Below are 19,124 nucleotides of genomic sequence, written 5' to 3'. Positions count from 1 at the left end.
TAAGTGAAACTTTAATTAACTCACACAGCTTATACTCTTATAGACATTTGAATCCTCACATAATTTCTTACTTCCACTGAATTTTAAGATACGATTCTTATCTTTCACAAATAGCTGGGGAAATTTTATAAACAAAGCGTAATAGTTGAAAATATGATAAAATGAACTTAATTTTCAAACGGAAGAAAGGGAGATACAATGGAACAATTCATTAATCCTAGAGTGAAGGACATCCAAATTTCTGGAATCCGTCAGTTCTCTAATATGATTCAAAACTATGATAATCTTATCTCTTTAACAATTGGGCAACCCGATTTCCCTACACCTTCTCTAGTAAAAGAAGCAGCTAAAAGGGCCATTACAGAAAATTATACAAGCTATACACATAACGCTGGTTTACTAGAATTACGCGAAGCAGCTTGTAACTTTGTAAAGGATCGCTATGATTTACATTATTCACCTGAAAACGAAACCATTGTTACAATCGGTGCTAGTGAAGCGATTGATGTTACATTCCGAACTATTTTAGAACCAGGAACGGAAGTAATTTTGCCTGCTCCTATTTATCCTGGTTACGAGCCGATTATTCGACTATGCGGTGCAACTCCTATTTTTATAGATGTTCGTGAAACTGGATTTCGTTTAACAGCTGAAGCTCTGCGAAATGCAATTACAGAACGAACAAGATGCGTTGTTTTACCGTATCCTTCTAATCCAACTGGTGTTACCTTATCAAAAGAAGAATTAGAAGATATTGTATCTATCTTAAAAGATAAAAATATTTTCGTTCTTTCCGATGAAATTTATAGCGAACTTGTATATGAAGACAAACACACATCTATCGCTCATTTCCCAGAAATGCGTGATAAGACTATTGTCATTAACGGCTTATCAAAATCACATTCTATGACTGGTTGGCGTATCGGACTTTTATTTGCCCCAAGTTATTTAGCAAAACACATTTTAAAAGTGCATCAATACAATGTTACATGCGCTACTTCAATTGCTCAATATGCTGCAATCGAAGCTTTAACAGCTGCTAAAGATGCACCGAAGATGATGCGCTATCAATACAAAAAACGCCGTGATTACGTGTATAATAGACTCATTCAAATGGGTTTAACGGTTGAGAAGCCAACAGGTGCATTTTATTTATTCCCATATGTTGGACATTTAACATCTTCATCATTTGATTTTGCACTTGATCTTGTAAAAGAAGCTGGGCTAGCCGTTGTTCCTGGAACCGCATTTTCCGAATACGGTGAAGGCTACCTTCGCCTTTCCTATGCTTACAGTATCGAAACTTTAAAAGAAGGCTGTGACCGTTTAGAAGCCTTTCTAAAGAAAAAAGCTAAGAGTTAAACTCTTAGCTTTTTGTTGCATAATGATCACAAGTTTGACGCTTCAATAATTTATGCGGAATAATAATGCATTTTGAAGTAGATTCAGAATGCTCCACCTTATCAACTAAAGCTTTTGCCGCTTCATACCCTAATTGATAAATATTCACATCAACTGTCGAAAGTGGTGGACTAGCAATTTCTGATAATAAAGCATTGTTAAAGCTTACAATCGAAACATCTTTCGGTACAACAAATCCTTTTTTAGAAAGCGCACTTAACACGCCAAGTCCAATTAAATCATCCGTTGCCATAATTGCCGTCGGTGGTTGCTTTAGTCCCATTAATTCCTCAACAGCCTGTTGACCACTCTCTCTTGAAAAATCAAAGTGTAAAATATACTCTTTCGGCAATAGAATATCTGCTAGTTTCAAAGCATCACTCATCCCCGCCAAACGATCTCTCGTTACAAGTAAATCTGATCCACCGCCGATGAATGCGATTTGTTTATGGCCTAATGAAATCAAATATTCCGCTACTTCTCTTGCAGCTGTATAATTGTCATTATCTACATATGTAATTTCATCTTTTCGATCATATGGTTTTCCAATTAAAACAAACGGGAAGTTTTGGTCATGCAAGTATTGAATAATCCGATCGTTCTCTCTTGAATATAAAAGAATAATACCACCGATTTGACGCCCTTGTACCATTTTTACAACACCATTAAAAATTTCATCTTCCGTTTCACCAGTCGACATATAAAGCGCATACCCTTCCACATGTGCAAATGAACTAATTCCTCTTATAACTTCTGGGAAAAATGGATTTTGAAAAGCTTTACTTGCAGAACTCGGCATAACAAGACCAAGTGTCTTCGTCGTTTGGTTCGCAAGGTTTCTTGCATTTAAATTTGGATGATACCCTAATTCACTCATTACTTTTCGAACACGGCGCTTTGTCTTTTCACTTATACTTGGATTATCAGCAATTACACGAGAAACAGTTGATGGTGCTACGTTCGCCTTCTTCGCCACATCTTTAATTGTAACTGTCATAAAAATCCCCTCCTTTCACTTCTCTGCCATTTTCATATATTTTATCTTGCACCCGTTGCAAGTAATAGGAGAAACCGCAAACTTTCATCACTTCGTTCTATCTTGCAAAAATTATTATCTTCTCCCTCTCCATGTATTGTAAGGGATATAGCTTTATTTTCCTATACTATAATATACTATTTATTTCACATCTTTTCGCATGTGATGTCAAATCTCTTTTCATCTCCCTACAAATTTTTTATAGGGAGATGAAAAGAGAAATGGGACGTAATGTCCCATTTTCATCCTTTCGTACCTCCAGCCGTTAAACCGGAAACAAAATATTTTTGCAGCGATAAGAATAAAATAGAAATCGGAATTGCAATTAATACTGAGCCAGCTGCAAATGTCGTAAATTCATTACCAAATTTTTTCGCTACCATTTCATATAGTCCAACTGCTAAAGTATAATTTTCCGGTGTGCGCAAAATAATACTCGCTAAAATGAAATCTGTAAATGGACCGATGAAAGTGAATAAAGCTACAACCGCTACGATTGGTTTTGCAAGCGGCATAATGATTTGCCAGAAAATACGGAAATGCCCTGCTCCATCCATTCGAGCTGATTCATCCAACTCTTTCGGAATCGTATCAAAATACCCTTTCATTAGCCATGTATTCATCGGAATTGCTCCGCCCACATAAATTAAAATTAATGCAAGATGTGTATCAAGTAATCCTGTTAACTGAGCTAATATATATAGTGCGATTAACGCTGCAAAGTTCGGAATCATTTGCAGAATTAAAAATGTTAATAAACCATTCTTTCTTCCAACAAAACGATATCTCGAAAATGCATAAGCAGTAAAGCTAATGGCTAGCACAGAGAAAATCATCGTCATTACGCTAACTTTTAAAGTATTTTTATACCAAAGTAAGTAGTTACTTGAATCGAGATCAAGTAGCTTGCGATAATGATCTAACGTGGCATTTTCCGGAATAATACTTGACCCAGATAAACTATCCCCTGGATTAAACGATGAGCCAATTATCCATAATAATGGATAGAAAATAATCGCACACATTATGAAGATAACTAAATAACTTAATGAAAGACGTAACATCTTTTGTCGTTTAATATTCATTTACATCATATCCTCTTCTTGGAATGATTTTGTTCTCTTAAATTGCCATAACGCAACTGTAATAACAATTAACGATAAAATCATTGTAAGAGCTGCTGCTTTTCCGTACTGAGCCGAAGTCATCGTTAACTTATAGATCCATGAAATTAAAATATCCGTTCCACCCGCATTTTGTCCAGACACAGCAGGTCCCCCGCTATTAAATAGATAAATAATACTAAAATTATTAAAGTTAAACGTATATTGCGTAATTAATATTGGCGCTGTTGCATATAAAACAAGTGGCAATGTAATTTTGCGGAACTGTTGCCAAGCTGTTGCTCCATCTACTGTAGCCGCTTCATATAATTCTCCTGGAATCGATTGCAATATACCTGTTGTCATTGCAAAGACGAACGGGAAACCGAGCCACGTTTGAATCATAATTAAAGCCATCTTCGCCCAAAACGGGTCTGTCATCCAAGCAATCTTTTCAATCCCGAATAAAGCTAATACTTGGTTATTAATTGCTCCAAATGTTTCATTAAACATACCAGCAAATACAAGAATAGATACGAATGCTGGAACAGCCCACGGTAAAATAAAGATTGTTCGAATAATTGCCTTCCCTTTAATACCAGGCTGATTTACGATAATCGCTAAAAAAATACCAAGTGCAACTTGTAACGTTGTTGCAACAAACGTCCAAATGACAGTCCAAGAAAATACACTCAAAAATGTATCTCTCCACATTGGTAATGTGAAAATATCAATAAAGTTTTTAAAGCCCACCCAATCTACTAATTTAGCTGGAGGAGAGTGGTATAAATCATAATTCGTAAATCCAATTAAAATTACGAAAATGATTGGGAAAACAACAACAAAGATAAGCAATAGAAAACCTGGTGAAACCATTAAATATGGAAAACCTTGATCTAATAAGTTACGATATTGCTCTTTTACAGAGTTTAATGGCGTTCCTATATCACGTTTTTTCCCATTTTGATATGCATCATATAAGTTAAATGCATATATCCCTAGACCAAACACAACGACGATTAGTGCCAAAATCCCTTCTACTAATAGAAAGACCGAATGGTCACGTGGAACTTCTGTACCAAGCGTTACAATTCCCCATAATCCTATATTTAACAAATCAGCAAATGCTACAATAAATGAACCTGTTAATACTAGAAAAATAAGACCTTTTACAAATTGTTTATTATATAGTTGACCAATACCTGGAATGATTGATAACATGGTCGCCATTTTCCTATGCTTTGAACCGTTTAACTCTCTCTCTGGTTCCATAGATGTTTGCATGTTCCTTCCCCCTTTTTTCTTCCTACTTGGAAGGGAGAGAATTCGTGCCTCTTATATTAGAAGCACGAATTTCACCTTATTTTTTCTTACTATGATTTGCCTCAATATTACCTTTAATTTGTTTCACTGCATTATCAAGTGCGGATTTTGGTACTTCTTTATCTGATACAACTAATTGAAGCGCATCCCCAGCTGGTTTCCAAACTTCCTGCATTTCTGGAATATTCGGCATTGGAATTCCATTTCCCGATTGCGTTGCAACTGCTTTTGCAGCTTCGTTATCTTTAATGATTGGATCTTCCATTACTGATTTTACTGGCGGAATTTCTTTCGTTTTCTCAAATCGAATTTTCGCATTTTCTTCATTTGTAACCCAATCAGTGAATTTTGTAGCTAAATCATTTTGTTTAGAGAAGCTTGTTACATGCCATCCTTTTACACCAACGAACGTTTTCATCGGTTGACCATTTGGTAATTTTGGCATTGGAGCAACACCATAATCAATTCCAGCCTTTTCCATCGCTTGGAATGCCCATGGACCATTCATAATAGATGCTGCTTTTCCTTCATTAAATAATCCATCTGCAGCTGAACCACCAGATTCACCGATAATACCTTTCGGGAATAACTTTTCTTTGTACCATTTTTGAATATACTCAGCACCTTGTACTGCACCGCTATTATTTAATCCGATATCATTTGCATTTGGTTTTCCGTCTTTCTCACCAAATACATAGCCGCCCATACCTGCCATAAATGCATTAGCGAAGTAGAAGTTATCTCCTAGTGCTAAAAATCCGTACTTGCCATCCTTCGTAAAGTCTTTTGAGAAGTTAAACAGCTCATCCATCGTTTCAGGTGCTTTTTGCATCAATTTTTTATTATAAATAAAGATTGGTGTTTCAATTGCTTTTGGTAAACCGTATAATTTTCCGTTATACGTTTGTGCTTCTATTGATAAATCTGTAAATTTACTTTTTACTGTATCATCCACTTTCACTTCTGAAAGTAGCCCTTCTGTTACCGCATTACCAATATGATCATGTGGCAATGTTACAACATCTGGCCCTGTGCCAGCTGGACCGTCGAGACGAAGTTTTTCTATTTGTTTCGTCATCTGAACCTCTTCAACTTTTACTTTTACATTATATTTCTTTTCAAAACTTTTCACTGCCGGCTCTAGACCCACACCTTTTTTCTCATCCTCCCAAACGAGAAGATCATAATCTTTCTTCTCTTTACTTACTTCCTTTTTCCCTGAATCTTTCGGTCCACATGCAGATAACATACCGATTGACAATGCTGAAATCGTTAATAGTGATAATGCTTTCTTCATCCCAAAAACCTCCCTAAATTGTCTATGTACCCTTTAATTGAAAACGTTTGCATTAGATAGTTTAATAGAAGCGCAAACAATATCATAATCTATGAAAACGTTTGCGCTATTTGTCTATCATTATACATCCTTTTATTCATTTTGCAAATATTAATTTTCAAAATAATCTTATTCTACTCTTTACACATTGACTTTATATGAAATGAATACTACTCTTATAAGCAATATTAAAGTTATGAGAAAGGCAATCGTTTGCAACATAATCTTTATTATTACGTTTAAGGGAACAATATGTATAGAGATATTAAAGGGGGATTTTCTATATGTTTAAAGAAGCGATCTATCATAGGCCGAAAGATAATTATGCATACGCTTACGATGAAAAAACGATTCACATCCGGATGCGTACAAAAAGAGATGATGTTCACACCGCCACACTTATCTACGGTGATCCTTACGAATGGCAAGACGGGAAATGGATCACAGCAAGCACACCGATGAAAAAAACTGGTTCTACTGAGCTCTTTGATTATTGGTCAATTTCGATCGAACCAAAGTTTAAACGCTTACGTTATGGATTTGAATTAATAAATGATGTAGAAACTCTTATTTATACAGAGCGAGGATTTTTTTCTAACATTCCAAATGATGATGTTGGTAACTTTTTCTGTTTTCCATTTATTCATGTAAAAGACGTTTTCAGGGCACCATCCTGGATTAAAGACACAGTATGGTATCAAATTTTCCCGGAACGATTCGCTAACGGGGATAGTACATTAAATCCAGCAAACACCCTTCCTTGGAGCAGTGCAGAGCCAACTGCTACTAATTTTTTCGGAGGTGATTTTGCTGGTATTCTTCAAAATCTTGATTACCTTGTGAAGCTTGGAATCTCTGGCATTTATTTCACTCCTATTTTCAAAGCTCATTCGAATCATAAATATGACACAATTGATTACATGAAAATCGATCCACAATTCGGGACGAAAGAAACGTTCAAAGAACTCGTTCAGGCGTGTCATAAACGTGGTATAAAAGTAATGCTCGACGCTGTTTTTAATCATAGCGGATACTTCTTTGATAAATTTCAAGACGTGCTGGACCAAGGCGAGAATTCCGCCTATAAAGATTGGTTCCATATTCATGAGTTTCCAATTATAACCGATCCACTTCCTAACTATGATACTTTCGCATTTACACCATATATGCCTAAATTAAATACTGCACACCCAGATGTAAAAGAATACTTACTTGAAGTAGGTCGTTATTGGGTAAGAGAATTTCATATAGATGGTTGGCGCCTTGATGTAGCAAATGAGGTCGATCACAGTTTTTGGAGAGAATTCCGAAGTGAAATAAAAACAGTAAATCCTGAAGTATATATTTTAGGAGAAATTTGGCACGATGCACTCCCATGGCTACAAGGGGATCAATTTGATGCTGTAATGAGTTATCCTGTTACAAACGCTCTACTTTCTTACTTTGCTAACGGTTCCATTAAAGCAAGTGAATTCATGAAACAAATTACAGAATCTCTACATTCCTACTCTATGAATGTAAATGAAGCTGCATTTCATTTATTAGACAGTCATGACACACCAAGAATTTTAACAACATGTAATGGGGATAAAAATAAGTTAAATTTACTCTATGTATTCCACCTTTCTTTCATCGGTTCTCCTTGTATTTATTACGGTGATGAAATCGGTATGGATGGCGGCATGGACCCTGATTGCCGTAAATGTATGATTTGGGATATAAACGAACAAGATCATGTATTATTTACACATATACAAACATTAATTTCATTACGGAAACAATATAAAGCATTTGGAGGACATGGCACTTTCAAATTCATCGAAGCAAATGATGAACATAATTATATTTCTTATACGAAGACATATGAAGATGAAACTATCTTTTTCGTTTTAAATCCTACTAACGATGAAATTACAGCTTCACTCCCTAGTCATATTACAGGAAAAAAAATAGTCAATATATATACAAACGAAGAATTTTCAGCGGAAGCAAGTATATTACAAGTTACACTTCCTCCATATGGATTCTCCATATTAAAATGGTAATCGAAAAAGCCTTATACCCAGGTGGCATAAGGCTTTTTCTTATTTCAATTTGAATACCATTGCTTCATACGGACGTAATGTAATGTTGTCTATCGATCCGATTTCCACGTCGTAATTGTGTATTAATAACTCCAATTCACTATAACTAATGTCCTCAGGTAATTCAAATACACATTCACCCGAAGTAAAGTTTGCAATGACAAGAAGTTTTTCGTCTCCATATGTTCTTACGTAAGCAAAAATAGCAGGGTTATTATCTAATATTAAATCATATGTTCCATACACAACTATTTCATTGTTTTTACGTAATTCAATCAATTTTTTATAGTAATAAAAAATCGATTCTTCATCTTGGATCGCATGTTTCACATTAATCTCTTTGTAGTTAGGGTTTACCGCAATCCAAGGCTCACCCGTTGTGAATCCAGCATGTTCTCTATCATCCCACTGCATCGGAGTTCTAGCATTATCTCGGCCCTTTATATATATAGACTGCATCACTTTATCGATATCTTCGCCGCGCTCTATAACTTTTTCTTTATACATATTTAGTGTTTCAATATCTCGATATTCATCAATTGATTCAAATCGAACATTTGTCATTCCGATTTCTTCTCCTTGATAAATATATGGTGTCCCTTTCATCATATGAAGTACTGTCGCTAACATTTTTGCTGATTCAGTATGATAAACCCCATCATTACCAAAACGAGATACAACGCGAGGCTGATCATGGTTATTCCAATAAAGGCTATTCCATCCTGTTTGTTCTAATGCTTTTTGCCACTTTGTTAAATTTTGTTTCAAAGTAAGGAGTGAGCATGGTTTTACATCCCATTTCCCGCCTTCTCCGGAATCTAAATCCATATGTTCAAATTGGAATACCATTTGCAGTTCTTTTCTAGCTTCCCCTGTATACAATTTAGCCTCTTCTGTCGTTACACCAGGCATTTCCCCAACCGTCATAATGTCATACTGAGACAATACGTCTTCATTCATTTCATGCAAATACTTATGAATATTCGGACCGTTCATAAAATGTTTATGCCCTGAAACATATCCTTCTTCATCCGTTTCAACAGATGGTAAGCCATCTTCTTTAGAAATAAAATTAATAACATCCATACGGAACCCATCAATTCCTTTTTCTAACCAAAACTTCATCATGTCATAAACATCTTGTCTTACCTTTTCATTATCCCAGTTTAAATCTGGCTGTTTTTTAGAAAACAGATGCAAATAATATTCATCTGTCATTTCATCATATTGCCATGCAGATCCACTAAATGCTGCTCCCCAGTTATTCGGCTCTTTCCCTTCTTTTCCAGGGCGCCATATATAATAGTCTCTATATTTATTATCTTTCGATTTACATGATTCAATAAACCAATTATGTTCATCTGAAGTATGATTAACAACTAAGTCCATCATAAGTTTCATATTACGTTTATGCATTTCATGTAATAGTTCATCCCAATCTTCCATTGTTCCGAACTCGTTCATAATTTTACAATAATCACTTATATCGTAACCATTATCATCGTTTGGAGATTCATAGACTGGTGATAACCAAATTACATCAATACCTAATTCTTTTAAGTAGTCTAGCTTCGCAAGAATACCACGAAGATCACCTATACCATCACCATTACTATCCATAAAACTACGAGGATAAATTTGATATACTACACTTTCTTTCCACCATTGTTTTCCCATTATGCTACCCCATTTCATCTATACTATTGATTCTTTTTTCTTTTTTTAAGGCGCAAACGTTTTCATTACTGAATGATAACAGATTCTATCCAAATTTAAAATAGCGCTTACAATATTTATTTTCTTTTTCTAATAAAACATGTGGAACTTATTATATATTCATAGGGATAATGAAAACGTTTTATTTTTTTATAGTGTTTTTATTTCTTTTTTGAATCTATTCGTTTATAATAAATTCAAAGAAAACGTTTGCATAAACTTTCTAGGGGGAAATATCATGGCAGAACTTAAATTAGAAAATATTTATAAAATATATGATAATAACGTAACAGCCGTAACAGATTTTAATTTACACATTCAAGATAAAGAATTTATCGTATTCGTTGGTCCTTCTGGCTGTGGAAAATCTACAACACTACGAATGGTAGCTGGACTTGAAGATATTTCAAAAGGAGAATTTTCAATTGATGGTAAGCTAATGAACGATGTTCCTCCAAAAGATCGAGATATCGCAATGGTCTTCCAAAACTACGCTCTTTATCCACATATGAGTGTGTATGATAATATGGCATTTGGATTAAAACTTCGAAAAATACCGAAAGATGAAATCGACCGTCGAGTGAAACATGCAGCTCAAATATTAGGGCTTGAACAATATTTAGATAGAAAACCGAAAGCTTTATCAGGTGGACAACGTCAACGTGTTGCATTAGGTAGAGCAATTGTTCGAGACGCAAAAGTCTTCTTAATGGATGAACCCTTATCAAACTTAGACGCTAAACTACGTGTTGCAATGCGATCAGAAATTTCTAAATTACACCACCGTCTTGGTACAACGACAATTTATGTAACACATGATCAAACTGAGGCAATGACAATGGCTTCACGTCTTGTTGTTATGAAAGACGGCAAAATCCAACAAATTGGAACTCCAAAAGAAGTATATGAAACACCTGAAAATATTTTCGTTGGTGGTTTTATCGGTTCACCCGCAATGAATTTCTTCCGTGGAAAATTAACTGAAACCGATTTCGTTATAGACAGTTCACTAAAGATTAAAGTATCTGAAGGAAAAATGAAGTTATTACGCGAACAAGGCTATGTAAATAAAGAAATTGTTTTAGGTATTCGTCCAGAAGATATTCATGATGAACTATTATTTTTAGAAGCTTCACAATCTACTACTTTCACAACAAAAATTGAAGTTGCAGAGTTGTTAGGGGCTGAATCCATTATATATATGAAACTTGGAAATCAAGATTTTGCAGCACGTGTTGATGCAAGACATACTTTTTCACCTGGTGACCAAATTAAACTTGCTTTTGATATGAATAAAGCACATTTCTTTGATAGCCAAACCGAACAACGTATTCGCTAAGTATACATGCAAATACAACACCTTCTTTTTTAGGTAGAAAAGAGAACCTAGCCATGCATAGAAACGGTCAAATCCTCTTCCTACCCCGTTCCAAATTAAAACAAAAAAATAGTGGATACGAAATCACTTGTATTCTGTATAGTTGCTACTTATACGATAAGAAATTAGAATGGCTGAAAATACACACAAAAAAACCGTCCACATATATACTGAGGGCGGTTTTTCATTATTATACTAGGGCTTCTATTGTATGAAATGATTGTCCTCTCGTGCTAATAATACCGAAAATCGGTAAGTCACTGAGCACCACTTCTTCTTGCTGTTTCATAAAAGATGACGTTAATTGTTTTATCTCTATCCAAACGTCATTAATACAAAGTGCATTGGAATCGTTCTCTTGTTGGTGAGAAAATATAGAATCTATTTTATATAAACCAGCATTTTGAAAAAGCATATCAATACGACTATATGCTTCCATCGCAAAACTGATAACGCGTTGCCAATCTCCTTGCTTTCCCATATCATAGGATACAAAAAGTGCCTCTCCGCCTAGATCCGTAATTTCCTCTACTGTTGCTTGTCCACTTTCTTGATCAATGTCCGTCACAATTACTTTTGCGCCTTGCTGAGCCAACAAAAGAGCTGTACTACGTCCAATACCGATGCCACCGCCAGTTACAATGGCAACTTTTCCTGCAAGCTTCATTTTCATTACCCCTTCTATAAGTCTTACCGTCATTCAGTATACTCCTTTATTAGATTAGTCTGCAAGCAGGAAAAGTTAACTCGACAACTTGTAAGCGATTACTTGTTTGTTTCTTTTTTTTTCTTACTATTATACTGATCGAAGGTTAAACCAATAAAAATAAGAATTCCCCAAAATATTAAGCTACCTCCAGTCATTGCAAATCCCCCTTTGTTATATAACGATATTATTTATATCCATCATACCATTCTCTTAATTTTCAATCTATTCAAAACGGAAATAGGGTGTTTGAATTAGCTACCGCTTCTTTAAACATCCTTCAGTAATATGGAAGGTACTATATAGGAGATATCCTCCCTATATAATCAAATTTTTTACGAAATTAAAAATAAGACTTTTTATATACAAACAATAAAAAGTCTTATTTCATTAGTAGCACCTATAATTTAAATATTAATTATACAAGACTCATCACTTTCGTCTTTGCAATTAAATCATGGAAGCCACAATTATCTTTGCGGAATAACATCATATATACATTGCATATTAATGGAACTCCAAGTAATAATATGCTTGGTAATAATAATACCAAAAATCGTATTATCAATGTTTGTAACGTTAGTTTTTCACTTGTTAACGAGATTATTTTTGTTCTTGTTACCTTTTTACCAAGTGTAGAACCGTTCCAAAGAAAAGGTAACACAATAAAATTTATAGCCATTAATACGAAAACAAGTGTAAGGTCGTATCTATAGTCACCTAAACTTATATTAAAACGATTGAAAATAGCACTATAGTTTCCGGTAATAATAGCTACTACTGCACCGTATGTAACTGAGATTAAAAACATGTCAATAAGGGAAGCACCTATGCGATTCATTACAAGCGCTGGACGATGCATCTTTAACTTCATTTTGTGTCGACTCCTTCATATCCTTCTTTACCCGTTTCATCGTACCACTTCTAAAAAACATTGTAAACTGGCGTTTCGCTTACTTTTCTTGTACAATGTGTTACAACAGCATTGTAAAGGAGGTTCCCATATTGAAAAGATGGATAATCCTATTTGCCGCACTCTTGTTAACAGGTTGTACAGGCAATACAAACCATTTAGCTTATACAATTAACGATGAATATGAACTCATACATACTTCTGGAGATGCATTTGAACTTTTCCCCTCGCAGGATGCTGTATATGCTACACAATACATCCCTGCAAAAATTACAGAAATTGCTTGGGACGATAAATACATTATCACAAAACAAATTGAGGAAAAATCAGATCCAAATAATCCTGACGCAGCAATTACAAATAAAAAAAGTGAACATTATTGGATTATCGATGTAAAGCATAATAAACGATTCGGTCCTTATAATGAAAAACAATTTAACGAGCAAAAAGATGCTTTTAAAATTACAGTACCTTTTCAAAGTGTAGATTCATATGTGAAAGAGCTAAAAAAACAGTCAGCATAACTTTTTTATGCTGACTGTTTTTTCTTAAATTATTATAAAGACACTTTATTTAGAGAGTGAAATATTAAAAGTTTGCGGTTCTTTAACAGCTTCATTTGTGTCTCCTGTTGCTAAATCATCTGTCGTAAACTTAATATCCTTTACTTTTTCTTTTCCATCATCAAGTATTAAACCGATAATTCCTTCTCGTGTCTCACCAGGCTTATAATCTTCTCTTGAAACACTCTTCGTACCAACGAGCGTATCTTCATCATATAAAAAGTTTTGAGTCGCTACATTAAAATGTTGTTTGTCATTTATAGTAACATCATTCATAGAGAAAAATTGCATGTTCTTATTCCCACTATTTTCTACCTTATATGTAATTTCAACATACCGAATCGTATCGCTAATCTCTGTTCCACTTAACGATGCATATAATTCAGCATCTTCTTGACTCACTTTATCTCCCAATCTACGCTTTACTTCTTCAGGAGTTAATGCAGTATACACTTTCAATGTATTTTTTGCATCTTTGCTCATTTGTGATAATGAGATAACTTTAACGTCTTGTACGTGAATTTTCATTGGGGCTACTTCAAATGTCTGATTCACAGAATGAATCTGTTCTAATTCAAAAGTCCCCCATCCTTTTTCTTTCACCTTTTGCCCTACTTTTTTAAGCTCACGCCCACCATACTCTTTTGTTTCAGGAATAGATTCTTTCTTTTTAGGTTCTGCCTTCTTTTCTTCTTGCTGGAAGCAACCACTTAACATAAGAAGAAAACTGCATAAAACAAAAATACTTTTCCATGCTTTCATCATTTAATTTCTCCTAACACTATCATTCATTAATATAAAGTGAAACTTTAATCAGTGGGGGTTTTGTCCATCCCCCACTGATTATTAGTTGAACCAATCGGGCTTTTACGGGCAGTTGATCTCCCACCTAACTTCTTTGCTCCTGCCGAATTTTGAGGTGGGAGTCCTACTGCCCGTTAATGCGGGGTAAATTAGTCCCTTGATTTGTAAACTATAGAAACAATAAGAAGTCCACAAAACGAACTTGTCAGTCCAGATACTATTATACCTCCTATTTGGAAAATATGAAAATAGGGGTCTAATAACGCGTGAACGATAAATATAATGGCCGCCACAACGATAGATGCAGCCCAATATTTCTTTTTTTCCGAAGTTAAACTAGTATCTTGATCAGTTTCCCTCCTATATTTCCATAGTACATACATTAGTAATAGTAGACCAAAACACGTACTCCCATGCTGTGAAAATTTATAAATTGGAATACTATATACTTCTTTCTGTAACAGCGGCATCTTCATAACAAAATAGCCTGTCTTATGAGTAAAAGCATCCCAAACGACATGCGTCACCATACCGAATAAAGCTGAATAGCAAAATACAAAAAAATTCTTCCAAGTATATAGCCCCCACTTCGCATCTACTACATATTTATAGTAACTAGCAAAAGGCTTAGGTAAATGTGTTATAAACGGTCCTTTTAAAATACGATGATATGCATATGCTAATAAAAAAACGAGTGGTAAATTCAAATAGAAGAAACCAGCCCATGTATGGCCAATAATACCGTATGGCCTAAAATATAAAAAATATTCAAAATCAGGTGCCATACTACCCAATATAAGAGCCGTCACCGAAATATAACTAGAATGTTTCTTAGCAAAAGGGAGAACAGCTGCTGGATGTGCAAATGTAAACGGCATATTAATACTCCTCTTCATATTTCTAATAGAATACCATCTATCATAACGAGAGAATTAATCTTGATGCAATGTTTATTTTCACATTGGAATATGATAGTTTACGTGTTATAATCCACATAAAATATTCAGAAAATAAGGAGGTGTTCACGTGTCATTAACACTTGTCTTTTTTCTTGTTTTGTTTATATTGTTTTTAAGTACATACATCGGATTCTTTATATGGAAGCACTACAAAATTATAAAATATATATGGATTTATGAGCGTTCTTATCATTTTTATAGGAAAGAGAATGGCTTTCAGCTGGGAAGGGCTCGGTTTTGGCGCACTTCAATATACAATATTACTAGCAAGTTGTCTTACATTAGTATTTGCCGCTTTTTTAGAATCAAAATCCGTTATGAATTGAGGTTTATATATTGATTGACGTACCCTTTTTAAAAAATGTCACATTAAAAAAAGAAAATATCCCTAGCTTTTCCGCATATCCTTACTGTCTACCCGCTATTCGAACTTTGCAATCACTAGCTTTCCACCCAAATGTAACATTCATTATTGGAGAGAATGGGACAGGTAAATCAACATTACTGGAAGCAATTGCAATTGCTTTAGGTTTTAATGCAGAAGGTGGAACGAAGAATTTCCGTTTTAGCACAAACGATTCCCATTCATCTTTACATGAATATCTTCGAATTTCAAAAAGTTTCAATACACCAAACGACGGTTTCTTTCTTCGCGCTGAATCATTTTATAACGTTGCTTCTTATATCGATGAAATAGATGCTATAAAATCTTATGGCGGCGTTTCACTTCACGAACAATCACACGGCGAATCCTTCTTCTCATTATTTATGAATCGTTTTTCAGGACAAGGTTTATACATTTTAGATGAGCCTGAGGCCGCTCTATCACCAATGAGGCAACTTTCTATGCTTATTCGAATGCACGAACTAGCGGAACAAGGTTCACAATTTGTTATCGCAACGCATTCTCCCATTTTAATGGCTTATCCTGAATCTACTATATACTCTTTAACTCAAGAAGGGATTCACGAATCTACATTAGAAGAAACTGAGCATTACCAAACGACGAAACTTTTCTTTGAAAATCGCGATCGATTATTTCATCACTTATTTGAGTCATAAAAAAAGAGGCAGCAATTAAAATGTACCCTATAGAATAGACACTGAAAAAAAAGTCTATTCTATAGGGTATTTCTTGTATAATGAGAGAAAATTGGGATCGGAGAAAGTTCAAAATGACAAAAAAGCTATTTACAGAAAGAGACATTCAAATTCTATCAAATAACCCCTACATAAAATCTGTAAGTCAGAAAGGTATCACTTATACAGATGAATTTAAGCGTATTTTTATTGAGGAAAATGAGAAAGGAAAACTACCTCGAAATATTTTTGAAGAATGTGGTTTTGATATAGATATGATTGGAATGAAACGAATTATGTCATCAGGAAGTAGATGGCGTGCTGCTTACAGAAAAAATGGTGTATTTGGTTTGCGAGATACACGCCAAAACGCGGGAAGAACTCTTGAGAGAGAGCTTACGTTAGAAGAGAAGTATGCTCGTTTAGAAGCCGAACGGAACTTACTAAAGGCAGAAAATGAATTGTTAAAAAAGATCAAACTTATGGAAGGGAGGATGAGAAGGAAATAACTTTATCACCTAGTCAGAAATATATCCTGATTCGTTCTGTCATCATAAAATATAACTTAAGAAATATGGTGAGTTATTTGTGTAAAGTAGCTGGTGTATCCCGTTCGGGATACTATAATTATTTTTCCATTTCATCTCAAGAACAACGGAAACAAAAGAACAATCAAGATGAAATCGTGAAAGAAATCATATTAAAAGCACTTCGATTTAGAAATCGAAAGAAAGGGGCTCGTCAAATAAAAATGACATTGGTGGGTCATTTTCAAGTTGTCTACAATTTAAAGCGTATCCGTAGAATCATGAAAAAATATGAGATTGTCTGTCCGATTCGGAAAGCAAATCCTTATAAAAGAATGCTGAAAGCTTCAAAAGAACATCGAGTAGTGCCGAATCAATTAAATCGAGAATTTAAACAAAACACCCCAGGAAAAACGCTTCTTACAGATATCACTTATTTAGTTTACGGTAAGAATAAAAGAGCTTATTTATCTACAATTTTAGACGGCTCAACCAATGAAATTTTAGCTTACCATGTTTCAGAACAGATGACATTAGACCTCGTAATAACAACTCTTCATAAACTAAAACGGAATAAGAGGATTCGATTGACTGAAGGTGCATATATTCATTCAGATCAAGGAGCCCACTACACAAGCCCTACCTACCAAAAATTAGTCAAAAAGCTAAAGCTCGGACAATCTATGTCAAGAAGAGGGAACTGTTGGGATAACGCTCCACAAGAATCATTTTTTGGTCATCTGAAAGATGAAGCACATATAAAACCTTGCGAGTCTTTTACTGAGTTGAAACAAGAGATTAAGAAATATATGACGTACTATAATCACTATAGATATCAATGGAATTTAAAAAAGATGACTCCTGTTGGATACAGAAATCATCTTCTTGATGTTGCCTAACTTTTTTCAAAATGTCCTTTACAAAGGGTACAGATTAAATCGCTGCCTCTTTTTTATAATGCTTCTATAAATAAAGCTACTCCAATACCGCCTCCAACGCATAGAGAGGCAATACCTTTCTCTAATCCACGTCTTTTTAATTCGTGAATTAAACTTACCGTAATACGAGCTCCTGTACAACCAATTGGATGTCCAAGTCCTACACCACTACCGTTTACATTCACTTTCTCACGGTCTAACCCTAACCCTTTCTCTACAGCTAAATATTGTGCAGCGAAAGCTTCATTAATTTCAAGTAAGTCTGCATCTTCTAATGACCACTCTACTTTTTCTAATCCTTTGCGAATTGCTGGTGCTGGTCCAATACCCATAATTTTCGGATCTACACCTGCTACTGAATATCCAACAATTCGAGCTAACGGTTGTAAGCCTTTTTCTTTTGCTTTTTCTTCGCTCATTAATACTAGAACTGCACTTCCGTCATTAAGACCAGATGAATTCCCTGCAGTTACTGACCCGTCTTTACGGAAAGCTGGTTTTAATCCTGCTAATTTTTCAGCTGTAATATCTGCACGTGGATGTTCATCCTTCGCAAATACAACTTCTTTTCTACGTTCTTTTATTGTAATAGGAACAATTTGATCGTCAAAGTATCCAGACTCCATCGCTTGCAGCGCTAATGTATGACTACGAAGCGCAACTTCATCTTGTTCCTCTCTTGTAATTTCATATTGTTCAACTAAATTTTCCGCTGTTTCACCCATCATAATATGGTGAATCGGATCTTCTAAAACTTCCCACACCGTATCACGAATTTCTCCGTGCTGTAGACGTTGTCCCCAGCGGTGTTGTTTCAATGCATAAGGGCTCGAACTCATCGCTTCTACTCCACCTGCAACAACAATATCACTTACACCTAATTGGATTTGCATTGCAGCAGACATAATTGCTTGCATACCTGAAGAACATTGACGTTGAATTGTATAACCAGTAACTGTGTCAGGAAATCCTGCCGCTAATGCAGCTGTTCTTGCTGTATTTGCTTCATCAGTTCTTTGAATACAATGACCTAAAATTACTTCATCAACTTCATGTGGCTCTACTCCGCCTCTTTTTACAGCTTCCTGAAGTACAGGAACAGCTAATTCTACTGGTGTTATATTTTTTAGTGCTCCTCCGAAAGTTCCAATAGGTGAACGAACTGCAGCTGTAATGACAACATTATGCATTTTGTACTTGCCCCTCTCTTATGTACCCTAGTAAGTTTTTAGGTGAAATCCCATAAGTTGTATGTCT

General features: G+C 35.0%; 17 protein-coding genes and 1 pseudogene. 7 read left to right on the top strand and 11 right to left on the bottom strand.

Annotation, left to right across the window (positions count from 1 at the left end; genetic code table 11):
- Positions 1-198: 198 nt before the first annotated feature.
- Positions 199-1,362 (top strand): aminotransferase A, encoded by a 1,164-nt coding sequence (locus JFU20_RS22415; RefSeq protein ID WP_002066944.1) that lies wholly within the window; start codon positions 199-201, stop codon positions 1,360-1,362.
- Between the two features lie 4 nt (positions 1,363-1,366).
- Here the strand turns inward: JFU20_RS22415 and malR are convergent, their stop codons facing one another.
- The 4 genes from malR to JFU20_RS22395 all read right to left on the bottom strand — a co-directional run bounded on the left by malR (position 1,367) and on the right by JFU20_RS22395 (position 6,160).
- Positions 1,367-2,398: a maltose operon transcriptional repressor MalR gene (malR, locus tag JFU20_RS22410; protein ID WP_002014809.1), complete on the bottom strand. Its 1,032-nt coding sequence runs from the start codon at positions 2,396-2,398 to the stop codon at positions 1,367-1,369.
- A 281-nt stretch (positions 2,399-2,679) separates the two neighbouring features.
- Positions 2,680-3,522: a maltosaccharide ABC transporter permease MalD gene (malD, locus tag JFU20_RS22405; RefSeq protein WP_002145966.1), complete on the bottom strand. Its 843-nt coding sequence runs from the start codon at positions 3,520-3,522 to the stop codon at positions 2,680-2,682.
- A complete protein-coding gene (gene malC, locus JFU20_RS22400; RefSeq protein WP_002014807.1) occupies positions 3,523-4,824 on the bottom strand; it encodes a maltosaccharide ABC transporter permease MalC in 1,302 nt (433 codons plus the stop codon).
- 76 nt (positions 4,825-4,900) lie between these two features.
- On the bottom strand, positions 4,901-6,160 hold the full coding sequence (locus JFU20_RS22395; protein ID WP_002014806.1) for an extracellular solute-binding protein: 1,260 nt from the start codon (positions 6,158-6,160) through the stop codon (positions 4,901-4,903).
- Positions 6,161-6,483: 323 nt separating this feature from the next.
- Between JFU20_RS22395 and JFU20_RS22390 the strand changes: the two genes are divergently transcribed.
- Positions 6,484-8,244, top strand: a complete 1,761-nt coding sequence (locus tag JFU20_RS22390) for an alpha-glycosidase (protein ID WP_002014804.1) — start codon at positions 6,484-6,486, stop codon at positions 8,242-8,244.
- Between the two features lie 39 nt (positions 8,245-8,283).
- Here the strand turns inward: JFU20_RS22390 and JFU20_RS22385 are convergent, their stop codons facing one another.
- Entirely contained in the window at positions 8,284-9,960 is a 1,677-nt protein-coding gene (locus JFU20_RS22385; protein ID WP_002014803.1) for a glycoside hydrolase family 13 protein, read from the bottom strand.
- Between the two features lie 277 nt (positions 9,961-10,237).
- On the opposite strand from JFU20_RS22385, the gene JFU20_RS22380 reads away from it, so the two are divergent.
- The gene (locus JFU20_RS22380; protein ID WP_002014802.1) at positions 10,238-11,338 is read left to right on the top strand and encodes an ABC transporter ATP-binding protein; all 1,101 of its coding nucleotides are present in this window, start codon (positions 10,238-10,240) and stop codon (positions 11,336-11,338) included.
- Positions 11,339-11,567: 229 nt separating this feature from the next.
- On the opposite strand, the gene JFU20_RS22375 is transcribed toward JFU20_RS22380, so the two are convergent.
- The 3 genes from JFU20_RS22375 to JFU20_RS22365 form a co-directional block, all read right to left on the bottom strand.
- The gene (locus JFU20_RS22375) at positions 11,568-12,077 is read right to left on the bottom strand and encodes an SDR family NAD(P)-dependent oxidoreductase (protein ID WP_002014801.1); all 510 of its coding nucleotides are present in this window, start codon (positions 12,075-12,077) and stop codon (positions 11,568-11,570) included.
- Between the two features lie 65 nt (positions 12,078-12,142).
- On the bottom strand, positions 12,143-12,241 hold the full coding sequence (locus JFU20_RS22370; protein WP_002145961.1) for a hypothetical protein: 99 nt from the start codon (positions 12,239-12,241) through the stop codon (positions 12,143-12,145).
- A gap of 260 nt (positions 12,242-12,501) precedes the next feature.
- Entirely contained in the window at positions 12,502-12,957 is a 456-nt protein-coding gene (locus JFU20_RS22365; protein ID WP_002014800.1) for an RDD family protein, read from the bottom strand.
- A gap of 131 nt (positions 12,958-13,088) precedes the next feature.
- Here JFU20_RS22365 and JFU20_RS22360 point away from each other — a divergent pair, with 131 nt between their 5' ends.
- A complete protein-coding gene (locus JFU20_RS22360; protein ID WP_002165132.1) occupies positions 13,089-13,520 on the top strand; it encodes a DUF3997 domain-containing protein in 432 nt (143 codons plus the stop codon).
- 45 nt (positions 13,521-13,565) lie between these two features.
- On the opposite strand, the gene JFU20_RS22355 is transcribed toward JFU20_RS22360, so the two are convergent.
- Positions 13,566-14,324: a hypothetical protein gene (locus JFU20_RS22355; RefSeq protein WP_002014797.1), complete on the bottom strand. Its 759-nt coding sequence runs from the start codon at positions 14,322-14,324 to the stop codon at positions 13,566-13,568.
- 188 nt (positions 14,325-14,512) lie between these two features.
- Entirely contained in the window at positions 14,513-15,241 is a 729-nt protein-coding gene (locus JFU20_RS22350) for a DUF4184 family protein (protein WP_002014875.1), read from the bottom strand.
- Positions 15,242-15,389: 148 nt separating this feature from the next.
- Here JFU20_RS22350 and JFU20_RS30600 point away from each other — a divergent pair.
- From JFU20_RS30600 to JFU20_RS22340, 3 genes and pseudogenes are all read left to right on the top strand, one after another.
- A pseudogene (locus tag JFU20_RS30600) lies at positions 15,390-15,648 on the top strand (hypothetical protein).
- Between the two features lie 10 nt (positions 15,649-15,658).
- Positions 15,659-16,384: an AAA family ATPase gene (locus JFU20_RS22345; protein ID WP_002165131.1), complete on the top strand. Its 726-nt coding sequence runs from the start codon at positions 15,659-15,661 to the stop codon at positions 16,382-16,384.
- Between the two features lie 113 nt (positions 16,385-16,497).
- Positions 16,498-17,828 (top strand): IS3 family transposase gene (locus JFU20_RS22340; protein ID WP_201038429.1). Its coding sequence is split into 2 segments (ribosomal slippage): positions 16,498-16,882 and positions 16,882-17,828, totalling 1,332 coding nucleotides; the frame shifts between segments, so codons are not numbered across the junction.
- A gap of 53 nt (positions 17,829-17,881) precedes the next feature.
- Here the strand turns inward: JFU20_RS22340 and JFU20_RS22335 are convergent.
- Positions 17,882-19,057: an acetyl-CoA C-acetyltransferase gene (locus JFU20_RS22335; protein ID WP_201038907.1), complete on the bottom strand. Its 1,176-nt coding sequence runs from the start codon at positions 19,055-19,057 to the stop codon at positions 17,882-17,884.
- Positions 19,058-19,124: the final 67 nt, after the last annotated feature.

The sequence above is a fragment of the Bacillus sp. TH30 genome (assembly GCF_016650875.1).
Classification (GTDB): Bacteria; Bacillota; Bacilli; order Bacillales; family Bacillaceae_G; genus Bacillus_A; species Bacillus_A mycoides.
This window is presented reverse-complemented; position numbering and strand designations above follow the sequence as displayed.